Origin of the sequence: Marinomonas sp. TI.3.20, assembly GCF_038155025.1 — a bacterium.
Lineage (GTDB): Bacteria > Pseudomonadota > Gammaproteobacteria > Pseudomonadales > Marinomonadaceae > Marinomonas > Marinomonas flavescens.
The window spans coordinates 148,988-165,035 of record NZ_JBAKAS010000007.1 but is presented as its reverse complement, the minus strand read 5'-3'; the positions used below and the strand labels follow the sequence as shown (position 1 = coordinate 165,035).

General features: G+C 42.8%; 15 protein-coding genes. 13 read left to right on the top strand and 2 right to left on the bottom strand.

Annotation, left to right across the window (positions count from 1 at the left end; translation table 11 throughout):
- The first annotated feature begins 61 nt into the window (after positions 1–61).
- Positions 62–1,300 carry a cystathionine gamma-synthase family protein gene (locus tag V6259_RS09555; protein ID WP_341584346.1) on the top strand — a complete coding sequence of 413 codons (1,239 nt, stop codon included), beginning with the start codon at positions 62–64 and terminating at the stop codon, positions 1,298–1,300.
- A gap of 305 nt (positions 1,301–1,605) precedes the next feature.
- Here V6259_RS09555 and V6259_RS09550 read toward each other — a convergent pair whose 3' ends face one another.
- Positions 1,606–2,211: a TetR/AcrR family transcriptional regulator gene (locus V6259_RS09550; RefSeq protein WP_341584345.1), complete on the bottom strand. Its 606-nt coding sequence runs from the start codon at positions 2,209–2,211 to the stop codon at positions 1,606–1,608.
- Between the two features lie 82 nt (positions 2,212–2,293).
- Here V6259_RS09550 and V6259_RS09545 point away from each other — a divergent pair, with 82 nt between their 5' ends.
- Both V6259_RS09545 and V6259_RS09540 read left to right on the top strand, forming a co-directional pair.
- Positions 2,294–2,749 carry a YybH family protein gene (locus V6259_RS09545; RefSeq protein ID WP_341584344.1) on the top strand — a complete coding sequence of 152 codons (456 nt, stop codon included), beginning with the start codon at positions 2,294–2,296 and terminating at the stop codon, positions 2,747–2,749.
- 1 nt (position 2,750) lies between these two features.
- Positions 2,751–3,137 carry a hypothetical protein gene (locus V6259_RS09540; protein ID WP_341584343.1) on the top strand — a complete coding sequence of 129 codons (387 nt, stop codon included), beginning with the start codon at positions 2,751–2,753 and terminating at the stop codon, positions 3,135–3,137.
- Between the two features lie 155 nt (positions 3,138–3,292).
- Here the strand turns inward: V6259_RS09540 and gloA are convergent, their stop codons facing one another.
- Complete coding sequence (gene gloA, locus V6259_RS09535; RefSeq protein WP_133010305.1) at positions 3,293–3,820, bottom strand: lactoylglutathione lyase; 528 nt, start codon at positions 3,818–3,820, stop codon at positions 3,293–3,295.
- A gap of 360 nt (positions 3,821–4,180) precedes the next feature.
- Here gloA and yccS point away from each other — a divergent pair, with 360 nt between their 5' ends.
- The 10 genes from yccS to V6259_RS09485 all read left to right on the top strand — a co-directional run bounded on the left by yccS (position 4,181) and on the right by V6259_RS09485 (position 16,022).
- The gene (yccS, locus tag V6259_RS09530) at positions 4,181–6,382 is read left to right on the top strand and encodes a YccS family putative transporter (protein WP_341584342.1); all 2,202 of its coding nucleotides are present in this window, start codon (positions 4,181–4,183) and stop codon (positions 6,380–6,382) included.
- A gap of 414 nt (positions 6,383–6,796) precedes the next feature.
- On the top strand, positions 6,797–7,804 hold the full coding sequence (yiaK, locus tag V6259_RS09525) for a 3-dehydro-L-gulonate 2-dehydrogenase (RefSeq protein ID WP_341584341.1): 1,008 nt from the start codon (positions 6,797–6,799) through the stop codon (positions 7,802–7,804).
- Between the two features lie 133 nt (positions 7,805–7,937).
- Positions 7,938–8,630 carry an L-ribulose-5-phosphate 4-epimerase gene (locus V6259_RS09520; protein WP_341584340.1) on the top strand — a complete coding sequence of 231 codons (693 nt, stop codon included), beginning with the start codon at positions 7,938–7,940 and terminating at the stop codon, positions 8,628–8,630.
- Between the two features lie 8 nt (positions 8,631–8,638).
- On the top strand, positions 8,639–9,493 hold the full coding sequence (locus V6259_RS09515) for a Cof-type HAD-IIB family hydrolase (protein WP_341584339.1): 855 nt from the start codon (positions 8,639–8,641) through the stop codon (positions 9,491–9,493).
- Entirely contained in the window at positions 9,490–10,983 is a 1,494-nt protein-coding gene (locus V6259_RS09510) for an FGGY-family carbohydrate kinase (protein ID WP_341584338.1), read from the top strand. The genes V6259_RS09515 and V6259_RS09510 overlap by 4 nt, the downstream gene beginning before the upstream one ends.
- Entirely contained in the window at positions 10,976–11,620 is a 645-nt protein-coding gene (locus V6259_RS09505; protein WP_341584337.1) for a 3-keto-L-gulonate-6-phosphate decarboxylase UlaD, read from the top strand. Before V6259_RS09510 ends, V6259_RS09505 begins: the two co-directional genes overlap by 8 nt.
- A gap of 10 nt (positions 11,621–11,630) precedes the next feature.
- Positions 11,631–12,389 (top strand): IclR family transcriptional regulator, encoded by a 759-nt coding sequence (locus V6259_RS09500; RefSeq protein ID WP_341584336.1) that lies wholly within the window; start codon positions 11,631–11,633, stop codon positions 12,387–12,389.
- Positions 12,390–12,398: 9 nt separating this feature from the next.
- Positions 12,399–13,271, top strand: a complete 873-nt coding sequence (locus tag V6259_RS09495; protein WP_341584335.1) for an L-ribulose-5-phosphate 3-epimerase — start codon at positions 12,399–12,401, stop codon at positions 13,269–13,271.
- 141 nt (positions 13,272–13,412) lie between these two features.
- Entirely contained in the window at positions 13,413–14,933 is a 1,521-nt protein-coding gene (locus V6259_RS09490; RefSeq protein ID WP_341584334.1) for a sugar ABC transporter ATP-binding protein, read from the top strand.
- Between the two features lie 39 nt (positions 14,934–14,972).
- Positions 14,973–16,022, top strand: a complete 1,050-nt coding sequence (locus tag V6259_RS09485) for an ABC transporter permease (protein WP_341584333.1) — start codon at positions 14,973–14,975, stop codon at positions 16,020–16,022.
- The last annotated feature ends 26 nt before the right edge of the window (positions 16,023–16,048 follow it).

Sequence of the window (16,048 nt, the reverse complement as noted above, 5' to 3'; positions counted from 1 at the left end):
TATGATTGTCATTATTCAAGAAACACTCACCGCTCTTCAAAGATTTAATGTGGATACATCAATGATAAAGTTAAAGGGTTTTACCAGTAATATTGTCCATCATGACCGTCAATTAGATTATAACGACAACCCTATTCATACTCCCATCTACAATTCCGTTCCTTACGGCTATAAAAAAACACAAGATTTGATGGATGTGTTTCAAGGCAAAGCATCGGGTCAAAGCTACGCGAGACAATCCACGCCAACGACTGAAAGCTTGCAGTCTATGGTTACTCAAGCGGAATCAGGTCTCGATAGCTTGGTTTTTGCGACTGGCATGGGCGCGATCAGTGCGACTTTTTTAAGTTTGTTGAAGCAAGGTGATCATTTAATCGCGAGTCGCTATTTGTTCGGTAATTCTTATAGTTTTATTAATACATTACAGAATTTTGGCGTTGAGATTACGTTGGTTGATGCCACAGATGTTAACGAAGTGATGGCGGCTAAACAAGATAATACACTCATGGTGTTTGTTGAAACTATTGCCAATCCTGGTACACAAATTGTTGATTTAGAAGCGATTGGTGATTGGTGTGAGCAGCAAAAACTGGTTTATTTTGTTGATAATACAATGACCTCGCCATATTTATTTCAACCGGTTAAAGTTAAAGCGAGTTTAGTTGTTAACAGTTTGTCTAAATATTTCTGTGGCCATGGAACGGTATTAGGTGGTGCGGTAACTGAGACGGGACAGTACGATTGGACAGATTATCCGAATATTTTCGAAGCTTATCGAAAAGGTGACCCTAGCAAATGGTCAATGAAGCAGATTAAGAAAAAATCGTTACGTGATATGGGTGGTTCGCTTAGTTCTGATGCGGCTTATCAAATTGCAGTTGGCGCCGAAACCATGGCATTACGTATGGATCGTTCTTGTGCTAATGCCTTTGCTCTTGCTCAAATGCTGGATGCTCATGACAAAGTGGAGGCGGTGTATTACCCCGGGTTAGCGTCTCATCCACAGCACGATAAAGCCTCAAAATTATTTAAACACTATGGCTCTATTCTTAGCTTTGATCTAAAAGAAGGCTATGATTGCGCGGAATTATTAGACGCTATTGAGATCGTGGTTAATGCGACACACCTAGGTGATAACCGTACCTTAGCGCTGCCTATGGCAAGTACTATCTTTTATGAGATGGGAGCAGAAAATAGAGCAAAATCTGGTATCAGTGAACAAATGATCCGCTGCTCTATTGGTATTGAAGACACGGATGATTTGCTAGCCAGCTTTAAAGCAGGTTTAGAGACATTATAGGTAAGTAGCTGAAGGTAAGTGACTAAAAGGTAGGATCAGAGTAACGCCGATCCTACTTTTTTTGATGCTAATTTCGCTCGCTCACACTATTGCTCAAGTCGTCTTTGCTCGCTTTTAATATTAAGCAAGAGCCTAAGAAGTGTTAAAAATATAGCATAGACTAGGGTGAAATAGCCGTATAGAAAAAGGTCAGCTGCTTTTTCACCCTCTAAATGTGACTAAATTTAAGGAGATGTTCTTACCTTAAATTATGCAAAGTGTCGTTGTTGCTTAAAATAAGAAAACTATAAACTTAGTCGATTAATTTAAGAAATAACCATATCAACTCGGTCTTCAATATCTATCATCAATGATTCTGCACTCCATCCAGCGCGTCCTCGAAAAACATAGCCTTGTCTCATATCGTATAAAAGTCTTGCCCGAGCTAGGGATGGGAAGTTCTGTCGTAAATTACCTTTCTCTTTTTCGAGATTAAAGCGTTTCGCAAGTCGAATATCTGTGTCTTCAATCGCTTTTATCATACGCTCTTCAACACCTTCTATTTCACCAACGCTTGTGGATACGCAGGAAGCAAGAAAGCAGCCACGTGGGCCATCTTTGTCTGCAGTTGAATGAATAATCACGGAAGTTAAAAAGCCTTTTACCGCTTGAGCTATGTCTTTTTCTGCCTCAAAAGCCACAATAGGAGCGCAACTATTAACATCAGCATAGCGATCTATCGTTTTAAGATAGAGCTCGCGTTTATCGCCAAAAGCCGCATATAAGCTTGGTCCACTGATCCCCATTGCTTTTGTTAAATCTTTCATCGAGGTGCCGTCATAACCCTTTAGCCAAAAGGTACTCATGGCAGCCAATAAGGCATCATCGATGTTAAAAGTGCGAGGTCTTCCCTTTTTATTTGTATCGTTCAATATAATAATCCTTGACATTAAATACCAATGAAATGATTATATATATCAATCGTTACATATACAAATAAACAAAGGAAAATTTATGCTCAAAATAATACCGATTGTTCTATTAATGGTTACGTCATTTTCTGTTTTTGCCGATGACAAACATTCTCAAGCCGTTGCTAGTCTTAATGCTTTTAATGACCGCTTTAATCAATCTGTAGTTGAAGGCAATGCCGACGACTTAGTTGATATGTACGCAAAAGATACGCTATGGATAGAGCAAGGTAAGCCTGCAACTCAGGGATTAGAAGAGCCTCGTAAGTTATTCAATTTTGTAACAGCGAATAAAGGTCAAGTCACACACACCATTGATCGTCTTTTCGTATCTGATGATGCCAGTTTAGCTGTAATGATTGGCTCTGTAGACGCAAAAATGGAAAAAGTCGGACTTGATGCGACAGGTACTTATTTATTCGTTCTTCGTCCTGATGGCAGTACTTGGAAGATAGTTACTGACATGTGGCACCAACACTCACCTCAGAAAGGAAAATAAAATGAACGCTAATCCAACGCAAGTTAAAGTAATAAAAGAGACATTAGACAATCTCATTCATTCTGCCTCAAACGCACACCTTGATATTCTTGAGACGCTTTATCATGATGAAATGAAAATCTACATGTTTGATAAAAATCACGATTTACATCAAATGAGCAAACGTGACTTTATTGATTACCTTAAATTATCTAGCGGAGAAAATAATACTCCGAGTACATGGGCTAAATATCACATCGTTGAAGCAGATGAGAAAAATGGTCATGTACTGATAGATCGTAAGGTCAATTTAGGAGGCGGTGAGCAGCTCGATGTTACGTTGAGTATCGACTTTGTTTTTGAGAGTGGGCGCTGGCAAATCACCAGAGAAGTGATTTTTTCAAGATAAACAGAAATACGTTCTCTGGTTAGAGTTTTTTAAAATCGGAGGTGTACCTACAAGAACGATGTTTCTATATTCTTCGCTCAACATCGCCAGTATGTAGTCGAATTAAGGTAAACGAAAAGTTGGCTACTTTTTGTTTACCTTAAACTGTTTAAATATTACTGGGAAAGAATGATTTCAGTAATACCTTCAGCCGATAACACTTCAATCCAATAACCGTCTGGGTCTTTGATGAAAGCCAGGCCTTTCATTGAGCCATCGTCTGGCTTTTTAACAAATTCCACATCGTATTTTTCAAATCGCTCACAGGCTGCATAAACGTCGGGTACGCTAATACCAATATGACCAAAGCCACGAGGGTCTTCATTGCCGCTGTGGTAACCCGGGAAGTTTTCGTCTTTTTCACTGCCCCAATTATGAGTGAGTTCGATGAGTGCTGGGCGGCGAAATACCCATTCAGCCTTTGTTTTATCATCGCCTTCTGGGATTTCCTGTTCGTAGCCTAGAAAATAAAGGGTGAATTGCATGGCAGGAAAGTCGTATTTTCCAAGGAGTTTCATGCCTAATACGTTTTGATAAAAATCTACAGACACTTGAGGGTCTTTAATGCGCAACATGGTTTGTTGCATCACATAGCCTTCGGTGGCTTGAGCAATTTTTTCTGGCGTTTCGTTATAGCGAGACATCGGGTAATCCTTGATAAAATAATAAAAATTTATTGATGTATGTATTGTAAGTTCCGCTCAATGTGGCGGTTGTCTGATATCTGCTTACTATTCTCCATGATTCAAGGCTGACTTGAAAGCGAATGAAAAGAAACGCCCATGCTGTCATTTCTTTAAGAAGTTGATTTTTTCAAGTTTTATTATGATTGTTGTTCTGTGCCTTAAAGAAGTGCAGAAACCATTAAGAAAACGCCTTTAATCAAACTATTAGTAACTATTTTGCAGATAATGTTTGTTATCTTGTAGTTGGGCGTAGCCCCGTTTAGACTTGATTTTTAAGTCATATTTTATGTGTTGCTGTCGTCGATGAGGAGACGCAATTTGTCTATACAGTCTTTTAAGTTTTCCTTGCAAACACTACGAAAGGAAGGGGGGATTAGCCAACTTTCTTATGGAATACGTGTGTTTATTGCGCTGTGTGGTGCCATGGCACTGAGCTGGGGGATCAACCAAATAGATATGGTGATACCGCTCTTTTTGGGCATTATTGCCAGTGCATTGGCGGAAACGGAAGATGGTTGGCAAGGGCGTGTTCGAGCATTATTGATTACCTTAGTGCTGTTTATTATCACGGCATTTGGTGTGCGCTTACTGATGCCTTACCCATGGGTATTTGGTATCTCGATTGCTTTGGTGGCATTTTGCCTGTCGATGTGTGGCGCTCTGGGTCGGCGTTATGGGGTGATGGCTCAAGCGACGTTGATTTTGGCCGTGTACACCATGATAGGTCTAAATCAGGCCACGCATGAAATGCCCATATGGTATGAGCCGGTTTTACTAAGCTTTGGTGCTTTATGGTACGGCATACTTTCCGTTATCTGGGCGGCGTTGTTTGCTCATGTTACGTTGCGCCAAGCGTTAACGTCCCTTTATATTGAAATTGGTTTGTATCTAAAGCTGAAGTCTAAGTTTTTCCCATTGCCGACACGCGGAGCGGTTGATTCGTTGCGTTTAGACCTAGCTCAACAGCATGGGCAAGTGGTCGTTGCGTTAAATCGAGTCCGCGAGATTTTGGTGAGTCGAATAGACAGCAACCCTACGAACCCTAGGTTAGGGCGCTATATACGATTTTATTTTATTGCTCAAGGAATCCACGAGCGCGCCAGTTCTTCTCATTACAATTATAGCGATCTAGCGGAAACCTTTTTTCACAGCGATATATTGTTTCGCTTGCAGCGTCAGTTATCTGAAGCTGGGACCAGCTGTCGTAAAATAGGAGAGGCGATTCACGGAGGGCATGCGATTGATTTGCGTGATAGTGAAGAAACGGTAGCCGGCGTTTTGAGGTCGATAGACTATTTAGAGCGTGAAGCTGAGCCTACACAATGGCGCCTGTTTCGTTCGTTGCGCCAGCTTACCGATAACGTTATTGCGTTGCAGCAGGAGCTTGATAAAGCACGTCAATTAGAAGACATCTCGTTATCGGATGCATCGCAACAAATTCCTCAGCCTAGGGTGACTTTTCGCTCAATTTTAAGCCAAATTGCAGATCAATTGACACCAAAGTCACAGGTGTTTCGGCACGCTGTGCGTATGTCGCTAGCGCTTAGTTGTGGTTATGCCATCATTCAAAATATGAATTTATCGGTTGGTTATTGGGTAATGCTAACCACTTTGTTTGTTTGTCTACCCACGTTTGGTTCTACTCGAAAACGCCTGTATGAGCGTATTGCCGGTACGGTAATAGGGTTGGTCGCTGCTTGGGCCTTGATCACTTTATTCCCAGTAGAAGTTATTCAATTAGTGATTGCGGTTACGGCTGGTGTGGTGTTCTTCCTATCTCGTAACAATCGTTATGTCTTGGCAACAGCGGCTATTACTTTGATGGTGGTGTGCTGCTTTAATCAAGTATCAGATGGTTATGATGTGATCTGGCCGCGATTAATAGACACCTTGATTGGCAGTATTATTTCTTGGTTAGCGGTATTTTTCATCTTACCGGATTGGTCTCATCGTCAATTACCCATGACCTTCGCAGAAGGCTTACGTCGCAGTGCCGATTATTTGCGTGAATTGATGCGCTTCTATCAAGAAGACAACGTCAGCGAGCAGGTGTATCGTCATAGTCGTCGTCGGGCGTATAACGCCGATGCATTGTTAACCTCTACATTGGTGAGCATGCAGCAAGAGCCGGGTCACTTCCGTCGTGATACCGAGCTATGGCAGCGCTTGGTTATTCGTAGCCATACCTTATTTAATTACATCGCGGCATTTAGTGCCCACCGTGGTACCTTGATCGAACAACCGAGTAATCAGTTATTGGCCGATGCGGGTAACTATATAGTAGAAAGCCTGCAAGAAGTCGCGCAATGTCTTGAGCAAAAACAGCTAGTAACGGATAGTTCGGCAGAATTTGAGCGACTGAGAAACACCCTTGAAGATTGCCCATCCGACGACGATGAGCGACATTATTTTGTACAGTCTCAACTGCAATCCTTGTTAGGGCAGCTTGAAGAGATTCGACGTTTGACACTTGAGCTGCAAGTTCAGGTTCATGGTGAGCATATTAAATCTCTATCTTAGGTAGTGTTGTAGAAAGCACGTTAAGAGTATTTTGAATTATAGAGAGGCCAGCCAATGCGCTGGCTTTTTTATACCTAAAATTAATAAGCAGTATTCTTTTTTAGAAAGATAAGTTATGAAAAAAAATCTCTTGAAAGGGGGGTTACAATCTTATTAGTAAAAAATCAGTCCAAAAGGTATTTTTTTTTTTACATTTTTTTAATTTCATCTGTTGATTTTTAACTTATTGACTTAATTGGTTTTTTTATTTTATTAGTTATATTTATGGTACTTTTTTACGTTATTTTTTTATTTTCTAAATTACTTTTCGTTTGAAAATAAATAAAACAGGCTTCCCATTAAATTAATATAATGACAATATATGGAATAATAACAGCATCAAATTCCGCAATGCGGAATATACGGAGTTTTACTATGCCAATCATATCTGTAGAGCATCTTATTGATACTTACAAAACGATTTTGCTTTCTAGAGGCATGAAGAAAGACAATGCCATTCGTCTAGCGGAAGGTTTTGTAGAAATGGCCAATGAAGGGATTTATTCCCACGGCATTAACCGTTTCCCGGTTTTTATCTCGCAAGTTGATAAAGGCCAAATCAAGTTAAATGAAACCCCGAAATGCGTGAATAGTATGGGCGCATTGGAACAATGGGATTGTCATTTTGGTCCAGGTGTTTTGAATGGTTTAATCTGTTCAGATCGTGCGATGGAATTAGCACGCCAATATGGCATCGGTATGGTGGGAATGCGCAATTCGAATCACTGGATGCGCGGTGGCTCTTATGTACTCCGCATGGCGCGTGAAGGGTTTGCAGGCATTGCTGCCACTAACTCTACCGCTGTTATGCCAGCCTGGGGGGGGAAAGACCACCGTTTAGGCACCAATCCTCTTATTATGGCAATCGCTGGTGATCCACCGGTTCTTGTTGATTGCTCTATGTCTCAGTTTTCTTATGGTCAGTTGCAAAACTACGTTCTAGCAGATAAAGAGTTGCCGATAGTGGGTGGTTATAACAACAACGGCGAGCTTACCAAAGACCCGCATGTGTTATGGGAAAATAAACGTATTTTGCCAATGGGTTTTTGGAAGGGCTCTTCAATGTCATTGGTATTAGACATGATGCTGACAGCCATTACCGGCGGTAACTCTGTTCCTGCGTTGACCGAAGACATGGGCGGTGAATTTGGCGTGTCTCAATTCCTGATTGCCATCGACCTAAGTAAAACCATCGAAGCCTCAAGATTCTCCGAAGAAATGAAACGTATTCGAGACTATGTGTTGGCTTCAGAGCCTGCTGAAACAGGCACGGTTCAAGTGGCTGGCAGCAGCATCGAAAGATTCTTAGAGAAACACGAGCGTGCCGGCGGCATTGAAATTCATGAATCGATTTGGCAACAAATAGAATCACTCATTAATTGAAATATTTTCAGTTGCTTTAAAAAGTAAAATAACCAGCTAGGGGATCAGTATGATACTGCTTACAGGGTCCCTCTTTTTACTTTCATAGCACGCAGCACAATTGGGTTGCTAGGTTGGTAGTGAGGAAATGATTATGTATCAAACATTAAAAGAACGGGTTTTGAAGGCGAATTTACAGCTACCTGAGTATGGTTTGGTGACCTTTACCTGGGGTAATGTCTCTGAGATAGACAGAGAAAAAGGCGTCATTGCGATCAAGCCATCTGGCGTTGAATACAAAAACATGACCGTTGATGACATTGTCGTGATAGACCTAGAAGGCAATCGATTAGAAGGCACGTTAAACCCGTCTAGCGACACCCTTACGCACATCGAGTTATACAAGGCGTTTCCTAATATTGGCGGCATTGTTCATACCCACTCTCGCCACGCGACTGTGTGGGCCCAAGCGGGTTTAGATATTCCCGCATTAGGCACCACTCACGCTGATTATTTCTATGGTGATATTCCGTGTACACGGCAGTTGTCTCCTGCTGAAATTGCCACCGATTATGAAAAAAATACCGGTATTGTGATTGTCGAAGAATTCAACCAACGCGGGTTGGATTCGATGGCGATTCCTGGTGCCGTGATTTCCGGTCATGCACCATTTGCATGGGGCAAAGATGCCTTTGATGCGGTTCACAATGCGGTGGTGCTAGAAGAGGTATCAGCGATGGCCATTGCCACCCGATCGCTCAATCTTGAGATCAAGGTGCAAGAAGAGTTATTGGTTAAGCATTACCTGCGCAAACACGGTAAAAACGCGTATTACGGTCAAAAATAGGAGTACATATGTACCAATTATTGGCGCTGGACTTAGATGGCACCTCGTTAAAATCTGATTTCACGATCAGCCCTGTGTTAGTGGATACCGTGCGTGTCTTGAGCCGCAGCATTCCGGTGTTGATTGTCACCGGTCGGCATCACACCACCGCGGGCCCTTACTATCAAGAATTAGGCCTAACGACACCGGCGATCTGCTGTAATGGTACTTATGTGTACGACTATCAAAATCGCACTGTGTTGCAGCATAACGCGATTGAAAAAAGCAACGCGATGCAATTTTTACAACTGGCAGAAGCGCGCAACCTCAGAGTGGTTGTCTATTTAAAAGACGCCATGCTGTATTCCTCCCAACGCCCTGTGATGCATGTGGCAAGGTTGGCGAAATGGGCAGAAGGGTTTTCTGGCGAAGTGAAACCGATTATTCGCCAAGTAGATGATTTTTTGCCGGAAGTCGAAGGCGCGGAGTGCATTTGGAAATTTGTGGTGGAAGGAGACGATGTGGACGAGTTTGCCATGATGCCCTTTATTCGCGAGCACTTTACCGGCGAGAAGTCGTGGTCGAATCGCATTGATTTTGCCAGCATAGGCAACACCAAGGGGTCTGCACTGGCGCAATTAATTCAGCAAAAAGGCATCGCGCCTGAGCAAGTGGTTGCGGTGGGGGATCATCATAATGATATTTCCATGCTAAAAATGGTCGGTATGGGCGTGGCGATGGAAAACGCCGATGACAGCCTAAAAAACTACGCTAAAAGAATCACTCGCACCAACAATGACAACGACCATACCGTGGCGGAATTGTTGCAGACACTTTTTCCTGAATACCTGACATCGACGCATCCATTAGGTGACCAGCGATGAACTATTTTATTGGTTTGGATTCCGGCGGCACCTTTATGAAGGCCGCTTTGTTTGACCGTACGGGTCAGCAAGTTGCGATCGCCAAAGTCTCAGCAAAAGTTGTTAATAAACAACAAGGCTGGGTTGAACGTGATCTAGATGCCCTATGGAATGACGCCAAAACGGCCATTTCAAAGTTGCTGAGTGCGACTGATGTGTCTGTCGACGACATCAAAGGGCTGAGTATTTCGGCGCAAGGAAAGGGCGTTTATCTACTAGATAAGAACCAGAAAAATCTACGAAATGGGATTATTTCCTCCGATTCTCGCTCTTTGGAGATTGTTAAAAAATGGCAAGCTGAGGCGCTGCCAGAAACCATCTACCCAATGACGTTGCAAACGTTATGGACGGGTCATCCAGTGTCGATTGTACGTTGGCTAAAAGAACATGAGCCGGAAAATTATGCTCGTATCGGCGCTATTTTAATGTCTCACGATTACATTCGTTTTCGTCTAACGGGCGAGGTGAATGCAGAGTTAACCAATATCTCAGAAAGTAATTTTTTCAATGCCAATACGGGGGAATATGACCCTGAATTATTGGCGCTATTTGGTATAGAAGAAGTCTTTTCCGCCTTGCCGCCGATTATTAAACCTGATCAATTAGCGGGCTATGTGACCCCAGATGTGGCTAGTGAAATTGGCTTAAAAGTCGGCACGCCTGTGTTCGGTGGTCTTTTTGATGTGGTGTCTACCGCCATTTGTTCTGGCGTTGATGCGAATGCCAATTCATTGAATTACGTAATGGGTACTTGGGCGGTGACGTCGGGCATTGCCGATTCTATTACGGCTCTCGATTATCGCTACGTTTATGGTCATTACGTGGTGGATGGGCAATACATTATTCATGAAGCAAGCCCAACGTCAGCCGGTAACTATGAATGGTTCGTCGACTATTTAGGCGAAGACGGTGAATTCAATCATCAAGAAAACGAAGAGTTGGTGGCGGCGCTAGAGCCGGCCAGCAGTGAATTGTTTTTTGTGCCTTTTTTATACGGCTCAAACATGGGGTTGGGTTTGAAAGCTGGTTTTTACGGCTTGCAAGCACACCATACGAAAGCGCATTTGATCCAAGCAATTTGGGAAGGCGTGTTATTTTGCCATAACGTGCATTTGGATCGTATGCGAGTGCGTTTCCCTGACGCAGCGTCGTTGCGCGTCACGGGCGGATCAACGGGCTCTAAAGTCTGGATGCAAATGCTGGCCGATTTAACGGGCATGTCGATCGACATTCCAAGCATCGAAGAAACCGGTTCTTTAGGTGCCGCGTTAGTCGCCATGGTTGGTGCCAATGAATACCCTTCTATTGAAGCGGGCTTAGCCGCAATGAAAGTCGATAGCCAGCGGTTCGAGCCTAATGCAACGCACTACGACCAATATCAGCGCAAGTATCGTCGCTACCTACAATTGGTTGCTTTTTTCAAAGAATTCGAGGAACAGAAGAATGACTAAACCTTTATTGCAAATGGCGTTAGACGCCACCGATTTAGACACCGCTTTTGAGTCTGTTTCTCGAGTGGCCGGGCATTTGGATGTCATCGAAATTGGTACCATATTGGCGTTCGCCGACGGTGTGAATAGTGTCGCTAAAGTCCGCGAAAAATACCCTAATCATATTGTTGTGTGTGATATGAAAATCACCGATGCCAGTGCCATTCTAACCAAGTTAGCGTTAGAAGCCGGGGCAAACTGGGTCACGGTGAGTGCAGCAGCACACATTGAGACCATTCGTGCTGCAAAAAAAGTCGCGGATCAGCATCAAGGCGAAATACAAATAGAACTTTATGGTCATTGGACCTTTGATGACGCCAGAGCATGGTACGATATGGGCATTACTCAAGCCATTTATCATCGCTCACGAGACGCAGAACTCGCTGGCGTAAGCTGGACAGACGATGACCTCAAAAAAATGCAGCAGCTTTCCGATATTGGTATTGAGTTGTCCATAACAGGTGGAATTGTGCCTGCAGATTTATACCTATTTAAACAAATAAAAGTGAAATCTTTTATTGCTGGCCGCGCGCTGGCAAGTGATGAAGGTGTGTCTATTGCAGAAGCATTTCATAGCGAAATAGCAAAATTCTGGTAGGTCCTTTTTTATGAGTGAGCAAATCAAATCATTAATCAAAGCGTTAAGTGTCTTGGAGTTTTTAGGGAAGTTTCCAAATGGAACCTCTTTGAATCATATTTCCCAAGAGCTAAAAATGACCAAGTCTTCTGTTCATCGAGTGTTATCTACCTATGAAAGCGAAGGCTATGTTGTGCAGCTGTCGAGTGGTGGTGATTATCGGCTCACTATGAAGCTACTGCATGTTGGGCAAAGCGCATTGAATTCCGATGTTACCGGTTACATCAAACCTCATCTGACCGGTTTGTTAGAAGCGGTCAATGAAACGGTGAACTTCATCTCCTTTGATGGCGACAATATTATTTTCAAAGATAAATTGGAGCCAAGAGACGCGTCTTTTCGCACTCGAACCTACGTGGGATTGCATTCTCCTGCGTACTGTTCCGCGGCGGGGAAATGCTTTTTGGCGTTTGCCGATGATCAAGTTCGTGAGGCTTATTGGCAACGTAATGCCAACACCATGAAACGCTTAACTGAGCGCACAATTCTAGACAAAGAAGAGTTCTTCCAATCCCTTGATCGCATTAAAGAACGTGGTTATGCGATCGACGATGAAGAGAATGAATCGGGTATTTCCTGTGTGGCGACGCCTGTTTTTAATAAAGATAAGATGCCGATCTATGCCATCAGTATCTCGTCATTAACTCCAAAAATGAACCGAATGGGTTTTGAAAGCTTGGCTGAGCGTTTAGCGAGCACGGCTCTGGCGATCGAAGAAACCCTATCTTGAGGCCATGTGATGATCAATTTTGATAAAAAATTCCGTTTGGGCATTTATGAAAAAGCTTTGCCTATTGAGTTGTCTTGGCGTGAAAGGCTGACCAAAGCGAAAGAGCTGGGCTTTGATTTTGTTGAAATCTCGGTGGATGAAACAGACGATAGGCAAGCTCGACTAGACTGGTCAGATAAAGAAATTTATGCGTTACGAGACTTGTGCATAGAGCTGGATATGCCATTGCAGTCAATGTGTTTGAGTGCGCACCGTAAATATCCATTCGGCTCGATGGACGACGCGGTTCGTGAACGCGCTTTTGAGATCATGGAAAAGGCCATTGCCTTTGCTTATAAGATGGGCATTCGTTGTATCCAAATGGCGGGTTACGACGTCTATTATGAGCCTCAATCAGCAGCAACCCATGAACGCTTTATTGAAGGCATGCAAAAAGCCACCAAAATGGCCGAGCGCGCTGGCGTTTTATTGGGCGTTGAAATCATGGACACGCCGTATCTAAATTCGCTCAGCAAATTTGAAGTGCTCAAGCAGAAAATTCCATCGCCTTATTTTATGGCGTACCCAGATGTGGGCAATATATCCGGCTGGAACCACCATGTGCCAACGGAACTAAAGTTGTCTCATCAGCATATTGTGCAAGTGCATTTAAAAGACACATTGCGTGTTTCCCCTGATTGTAAAGGTCAGTTCCGTGACTTGGTGATTGGAGAAGGGCAGGTCGACTTCCATGGAATTTTTAAAACCTTGGCTGAAATCGACTACGCAGGACCGTTAGTGATTGAAATGTGGGCGCAAAATGACCATTGGTTTGACGACATCGCCAAAGCCAAAGCACGCTTAGAAAGCATCGCAAGAGAATCCGGACTTGAACTGAACTAGTTCTGACAGCTCTCTGTTGTGTTTATGAAAGTGCAACAAAAGGGTTTACAAATAATGTTACGTATTACCAGACCAATAAAAATAAAAACTCACTTCCCTAAACAATTAAAGAGGAAGCGATTCACTGGGGGTTATTAAGTTATGGATACACAAGGTGTTCAGGGTAATAGTCAGTCGTTATTACAGTTTAAGCATGTTACTAAGCGTTTTGGTGCTAATACTGCCGTCAATGATGTGTCTTTTGATGTATTTCCGCATTCTGTTGTGGCCTTACTTGGGGAAAATGGTGCGGGTAAATCGACGCTAATCAAAACCTTAGCAGGCATCTATCATCAAGATGAAGGCGATATTGTATTTTGCGGTAAGTCGTTGGATAAAAAAGAATTAAGCTCTGGCAATATAGCATTTATTCACCAAGATCTTGGTTTGGTGGATTGGATGACAGTGTCAGAGAATATGGCGTTGTCTATGGGCTATTGTAAAAAAGCAGGTTGCATAGACTGGAAAGCCACTGATGCTCGTGCCGCAGAAGCATTGGCTATGGTTAATGCGGACATTCATCCGAAAACACGTGTCTTTAACCTGTCTCGCTCAGAACAATCTCTACTGGCAATTGCTAGAGCAGTGTATTGCAAAGCCAAGGTATTAATCCTAGATGAACCCACTGCTAGTTTGCCTGCGGCGGACGTTAAGCGATTGTTTGATGTGATTCGCAGTTTGAGAGAAAAAGGAGTGGGAATGATTTATGTCTCACACCGCCTTGATGAAGTGATGGAAATCTCCGATCGATTGGTCGTCATGCGTGATGGAAATTTAGTGGCGCAAAGGGAAACCCAAAGCATTGATGCAGACGAGCTTGTGTCTCTTATTGTCGGCAGCGCACAAAAAGCCTTCCATCCTCTTCAAGTTCAAGCTGGAGCACCGATACTGCTTGATGTTTGTAATCTTGAATTGGGTCGAGCGGGACCGGTATCGTTTAATCTAAAACAAGGTGAAATACTTGGTTTGATTGGTTTGCGTGGCGGTGGACAAGAAGAAACAGGACGCGCTTTGTTTGGCGATCACCCTATGATATCGGGTTCAGTTTTGCTTAATGGTTATGCGTTGGATTTACATTCTCCACTAGCGGCAATCAAAGCAGGGATCGGATTTGTCGCAGGGGAGCGTAATGAAAATCTCGCCATGTCGATGACCATCACAGAAAATCTACACCTCAATCCACTTTTGAAAAAATCTTCTTTTTTTAAGTTTAACTTACCGTCTCAAGAACATGAAGACGCTCAAGTACTTACGGATCGTTTTGATGTTCGTCCTAATAACCCTGACGAAATTATCGAGAATCTAAGTGGTGGTAATCAGCAAAAAGTTATTATGGCAAGATGGCTTAATTTAAATAAACCGGTATTAATTTTAGAAGAGCCAACTGCTGGAGTTGACGTAGGGGCAAAATCTGAAATTTACGGTTTATTAAAAGAAGCTGTGCAGGCTGGCACTAGCATTATTGTTGTATCGACGGATTTTGAAGAAGTAGAAAAAATTTGCAATCGTTGCTTTGTTTTTAGTAAGGGGAAGGTTGTGTGTGAGTTGGCAGATGAAGAGATTACTTTTGCTAGCATGCTTAAAGTTGCATCAGCAGATTCTGAGGCGTTATCGACTCAGTAAAATTAGATTAACAATAATAATAGTGTAAGGGGAATTGCGATGAGTACTTCAATTAAGTCTACGGCGTTAGAGCCAGACAATGACAATAGAATTCCAAAAGAACTGGGTATTTTGGCTTACCTTGGTCGTCATTTACCCGTTTATGGTTTGCCTATTTTAACCTTATTATTGATTTTGCTATTTTCTGTTTTATTGCCGGATACGTTTCCGACATTACTAAACCTTCGATCTATCTTAAGTGATAAGTCGATTATTGCGATTCTTGCTTTGGCCGCAATGGTTCCTATGCTAACGGGTAAGATTGATTTGACCGTTGGCTACGGCATTGTGCTTTGGCATATTTTAGCGATCAGTTTGCAAACTAAGTTTGGTTTCTCATGGCAAGCGTCAGTCGGAATCGTATTGGTATGCGGTATGGTTTTTGGCTTATTAAATGGTTTGTTAGTTGAAATGGCGAAGATTGACTCTTTTATCGCTACATTAGGGACGGGAACTGTGATTTACGCTGTTGCTCTTTGGTACACAGGTGGTCGTCAGGTAATTGGCATGTTAGATCCTAATTTCTATGCGATTTCCAGTTCGTTTTTTTTAGGGCTACCTGCGCCTGCATTTTATGTCATAGCGATATCTATCGTACTTTGGGTGATTACTGAATATATGCCAATTGGCCGTACCTTATACGCAATTGGTGCGAATCCACGAGCGGCAGATCTGAATGGCATTCCATCACGCAAATATGTGATAGGAGCATTTGTTACCTCTGGTCTGTTAACTGCATTTGCAGGAGTGATTCTTGCTGCCAAATTACGAATTGGTCAGGCGAATGTTGGCTTGGAGTTTTTATTACCTGCTTTGGTTGGGGCTTTCTTAGGTTCCACGACAATTCGTCCTGGACGCGTCAACGTATGGGGAACTATTGTTGGTGTAGCTATTTTAGCGGTGGGTATTTCAGGTATTCAACAGCTTGGTGGTGCGTTTTACATTGAGCCTCTATTCAATGGTGCCACGTTACTTATTTCCATTGGTATTGCTGGTTATGCGCAACGCCGAGGAGGAAAAATACGTCGCAAGGCAAAAACTAATTCATGAGTGATTTTGGATAGGTGTTAAGACTT

What these genes read in the sequence shown, in the direction of transcription:
- V6259_RS09515 (WP_341584339.1), top strand. Translation starts at nt 8,639, where the DNA reads ATGTACCAATTATTGGCGCTGGACTTAGATGGCACCTCGTTAAAATCT.
- yiaK (WP_341584341.1), top strand. Translation starts at nt 6,797, where the DNA reads ATGCCAATCATATCTGTAGAGCATCTTATTGATACTTACAAAACGATT.
- V6259_RS09505 (WP_341584337.1), top strand. Translation starts at nt 10,976, where the DNA reads ATGACTAAACCTTTATTGCAAATGGCGTTAGACGCCACCGATTTAGAC.
- V6259_RS09495 (WP_341584335.1), top strand. Translation starts at nt 12,399, where the DNA reads ATGATCAATTTTGATAAAAAATTCCGTTTGGGCATTTATGAAAAAGCT.
- V6259_RS09520 (WP_341584340.1), top strand. Translation starts at nt 7,938, where the DNA reads ATGTATCAAACATTAAAAGAACGGGTTTTGAAGGCGAATTTACAGCTA.
- gloA (WP_133010305.1), bottom strand. Translation starts at nt 3,820, where the DNA reads ATGTCTCGCTATAACGAAACGCCAGAAAAAATTGCTCAAGCCACCGAA.
- V6259_RS09500 (WP_341584336.1), top strand. Translation starts at nt 11,631, where the DNA reads ATGAGTGAGCAAATCAAATCATTAATCAAAGCGTTAAGTGTCTTGGAG.
- V6259_RS09540 (WP_341584343.1), top strand. Translation starts at nt 2,751, where the DNA reads ATGAACGCTAATCCAACGCAAGTTAAAGTAATAAAAGAGACATTAGAC.
- V6259_RS09555 (WP_341584346.1), top strand. Translation starts at nt 62, where the DNA reads ATGATAAAGTTAAAGGGTTTTACCAGTAATATTGTCCATCATGACCGT.
- V6259_RS09545 (WP_341584344.1), top strand. Translation starts at nt 2,294, where the DNA reads ATGCTCAAAATAATACCGATTGTTCTATTAATGGTTACGTCATTTTCT.
- V6259_RS09510 (WP_341584338.1), top strand. Translation starts at nt 9,490, where the DNA reads ATGAACTATTTTATTGGTTTGGATTCCGGCGGCACCTTTATGAAGGCC.
- V6259_RS09485 (WP_341584333.1), top strand. Translation starts at nt 14,973, where the DNA reads ATGAGTACTTCAATTAAGTCTACGGCGTTAGAGCCAGACAATGACAAT.
- V6259_RS09490 (WP_341584334.1), top strand. Translation starts at nt 13,413, where the DNA reads ATGGATACACAAGGTGTTCAGGGTAATAGTCAGTCGTTATTACAGTTT.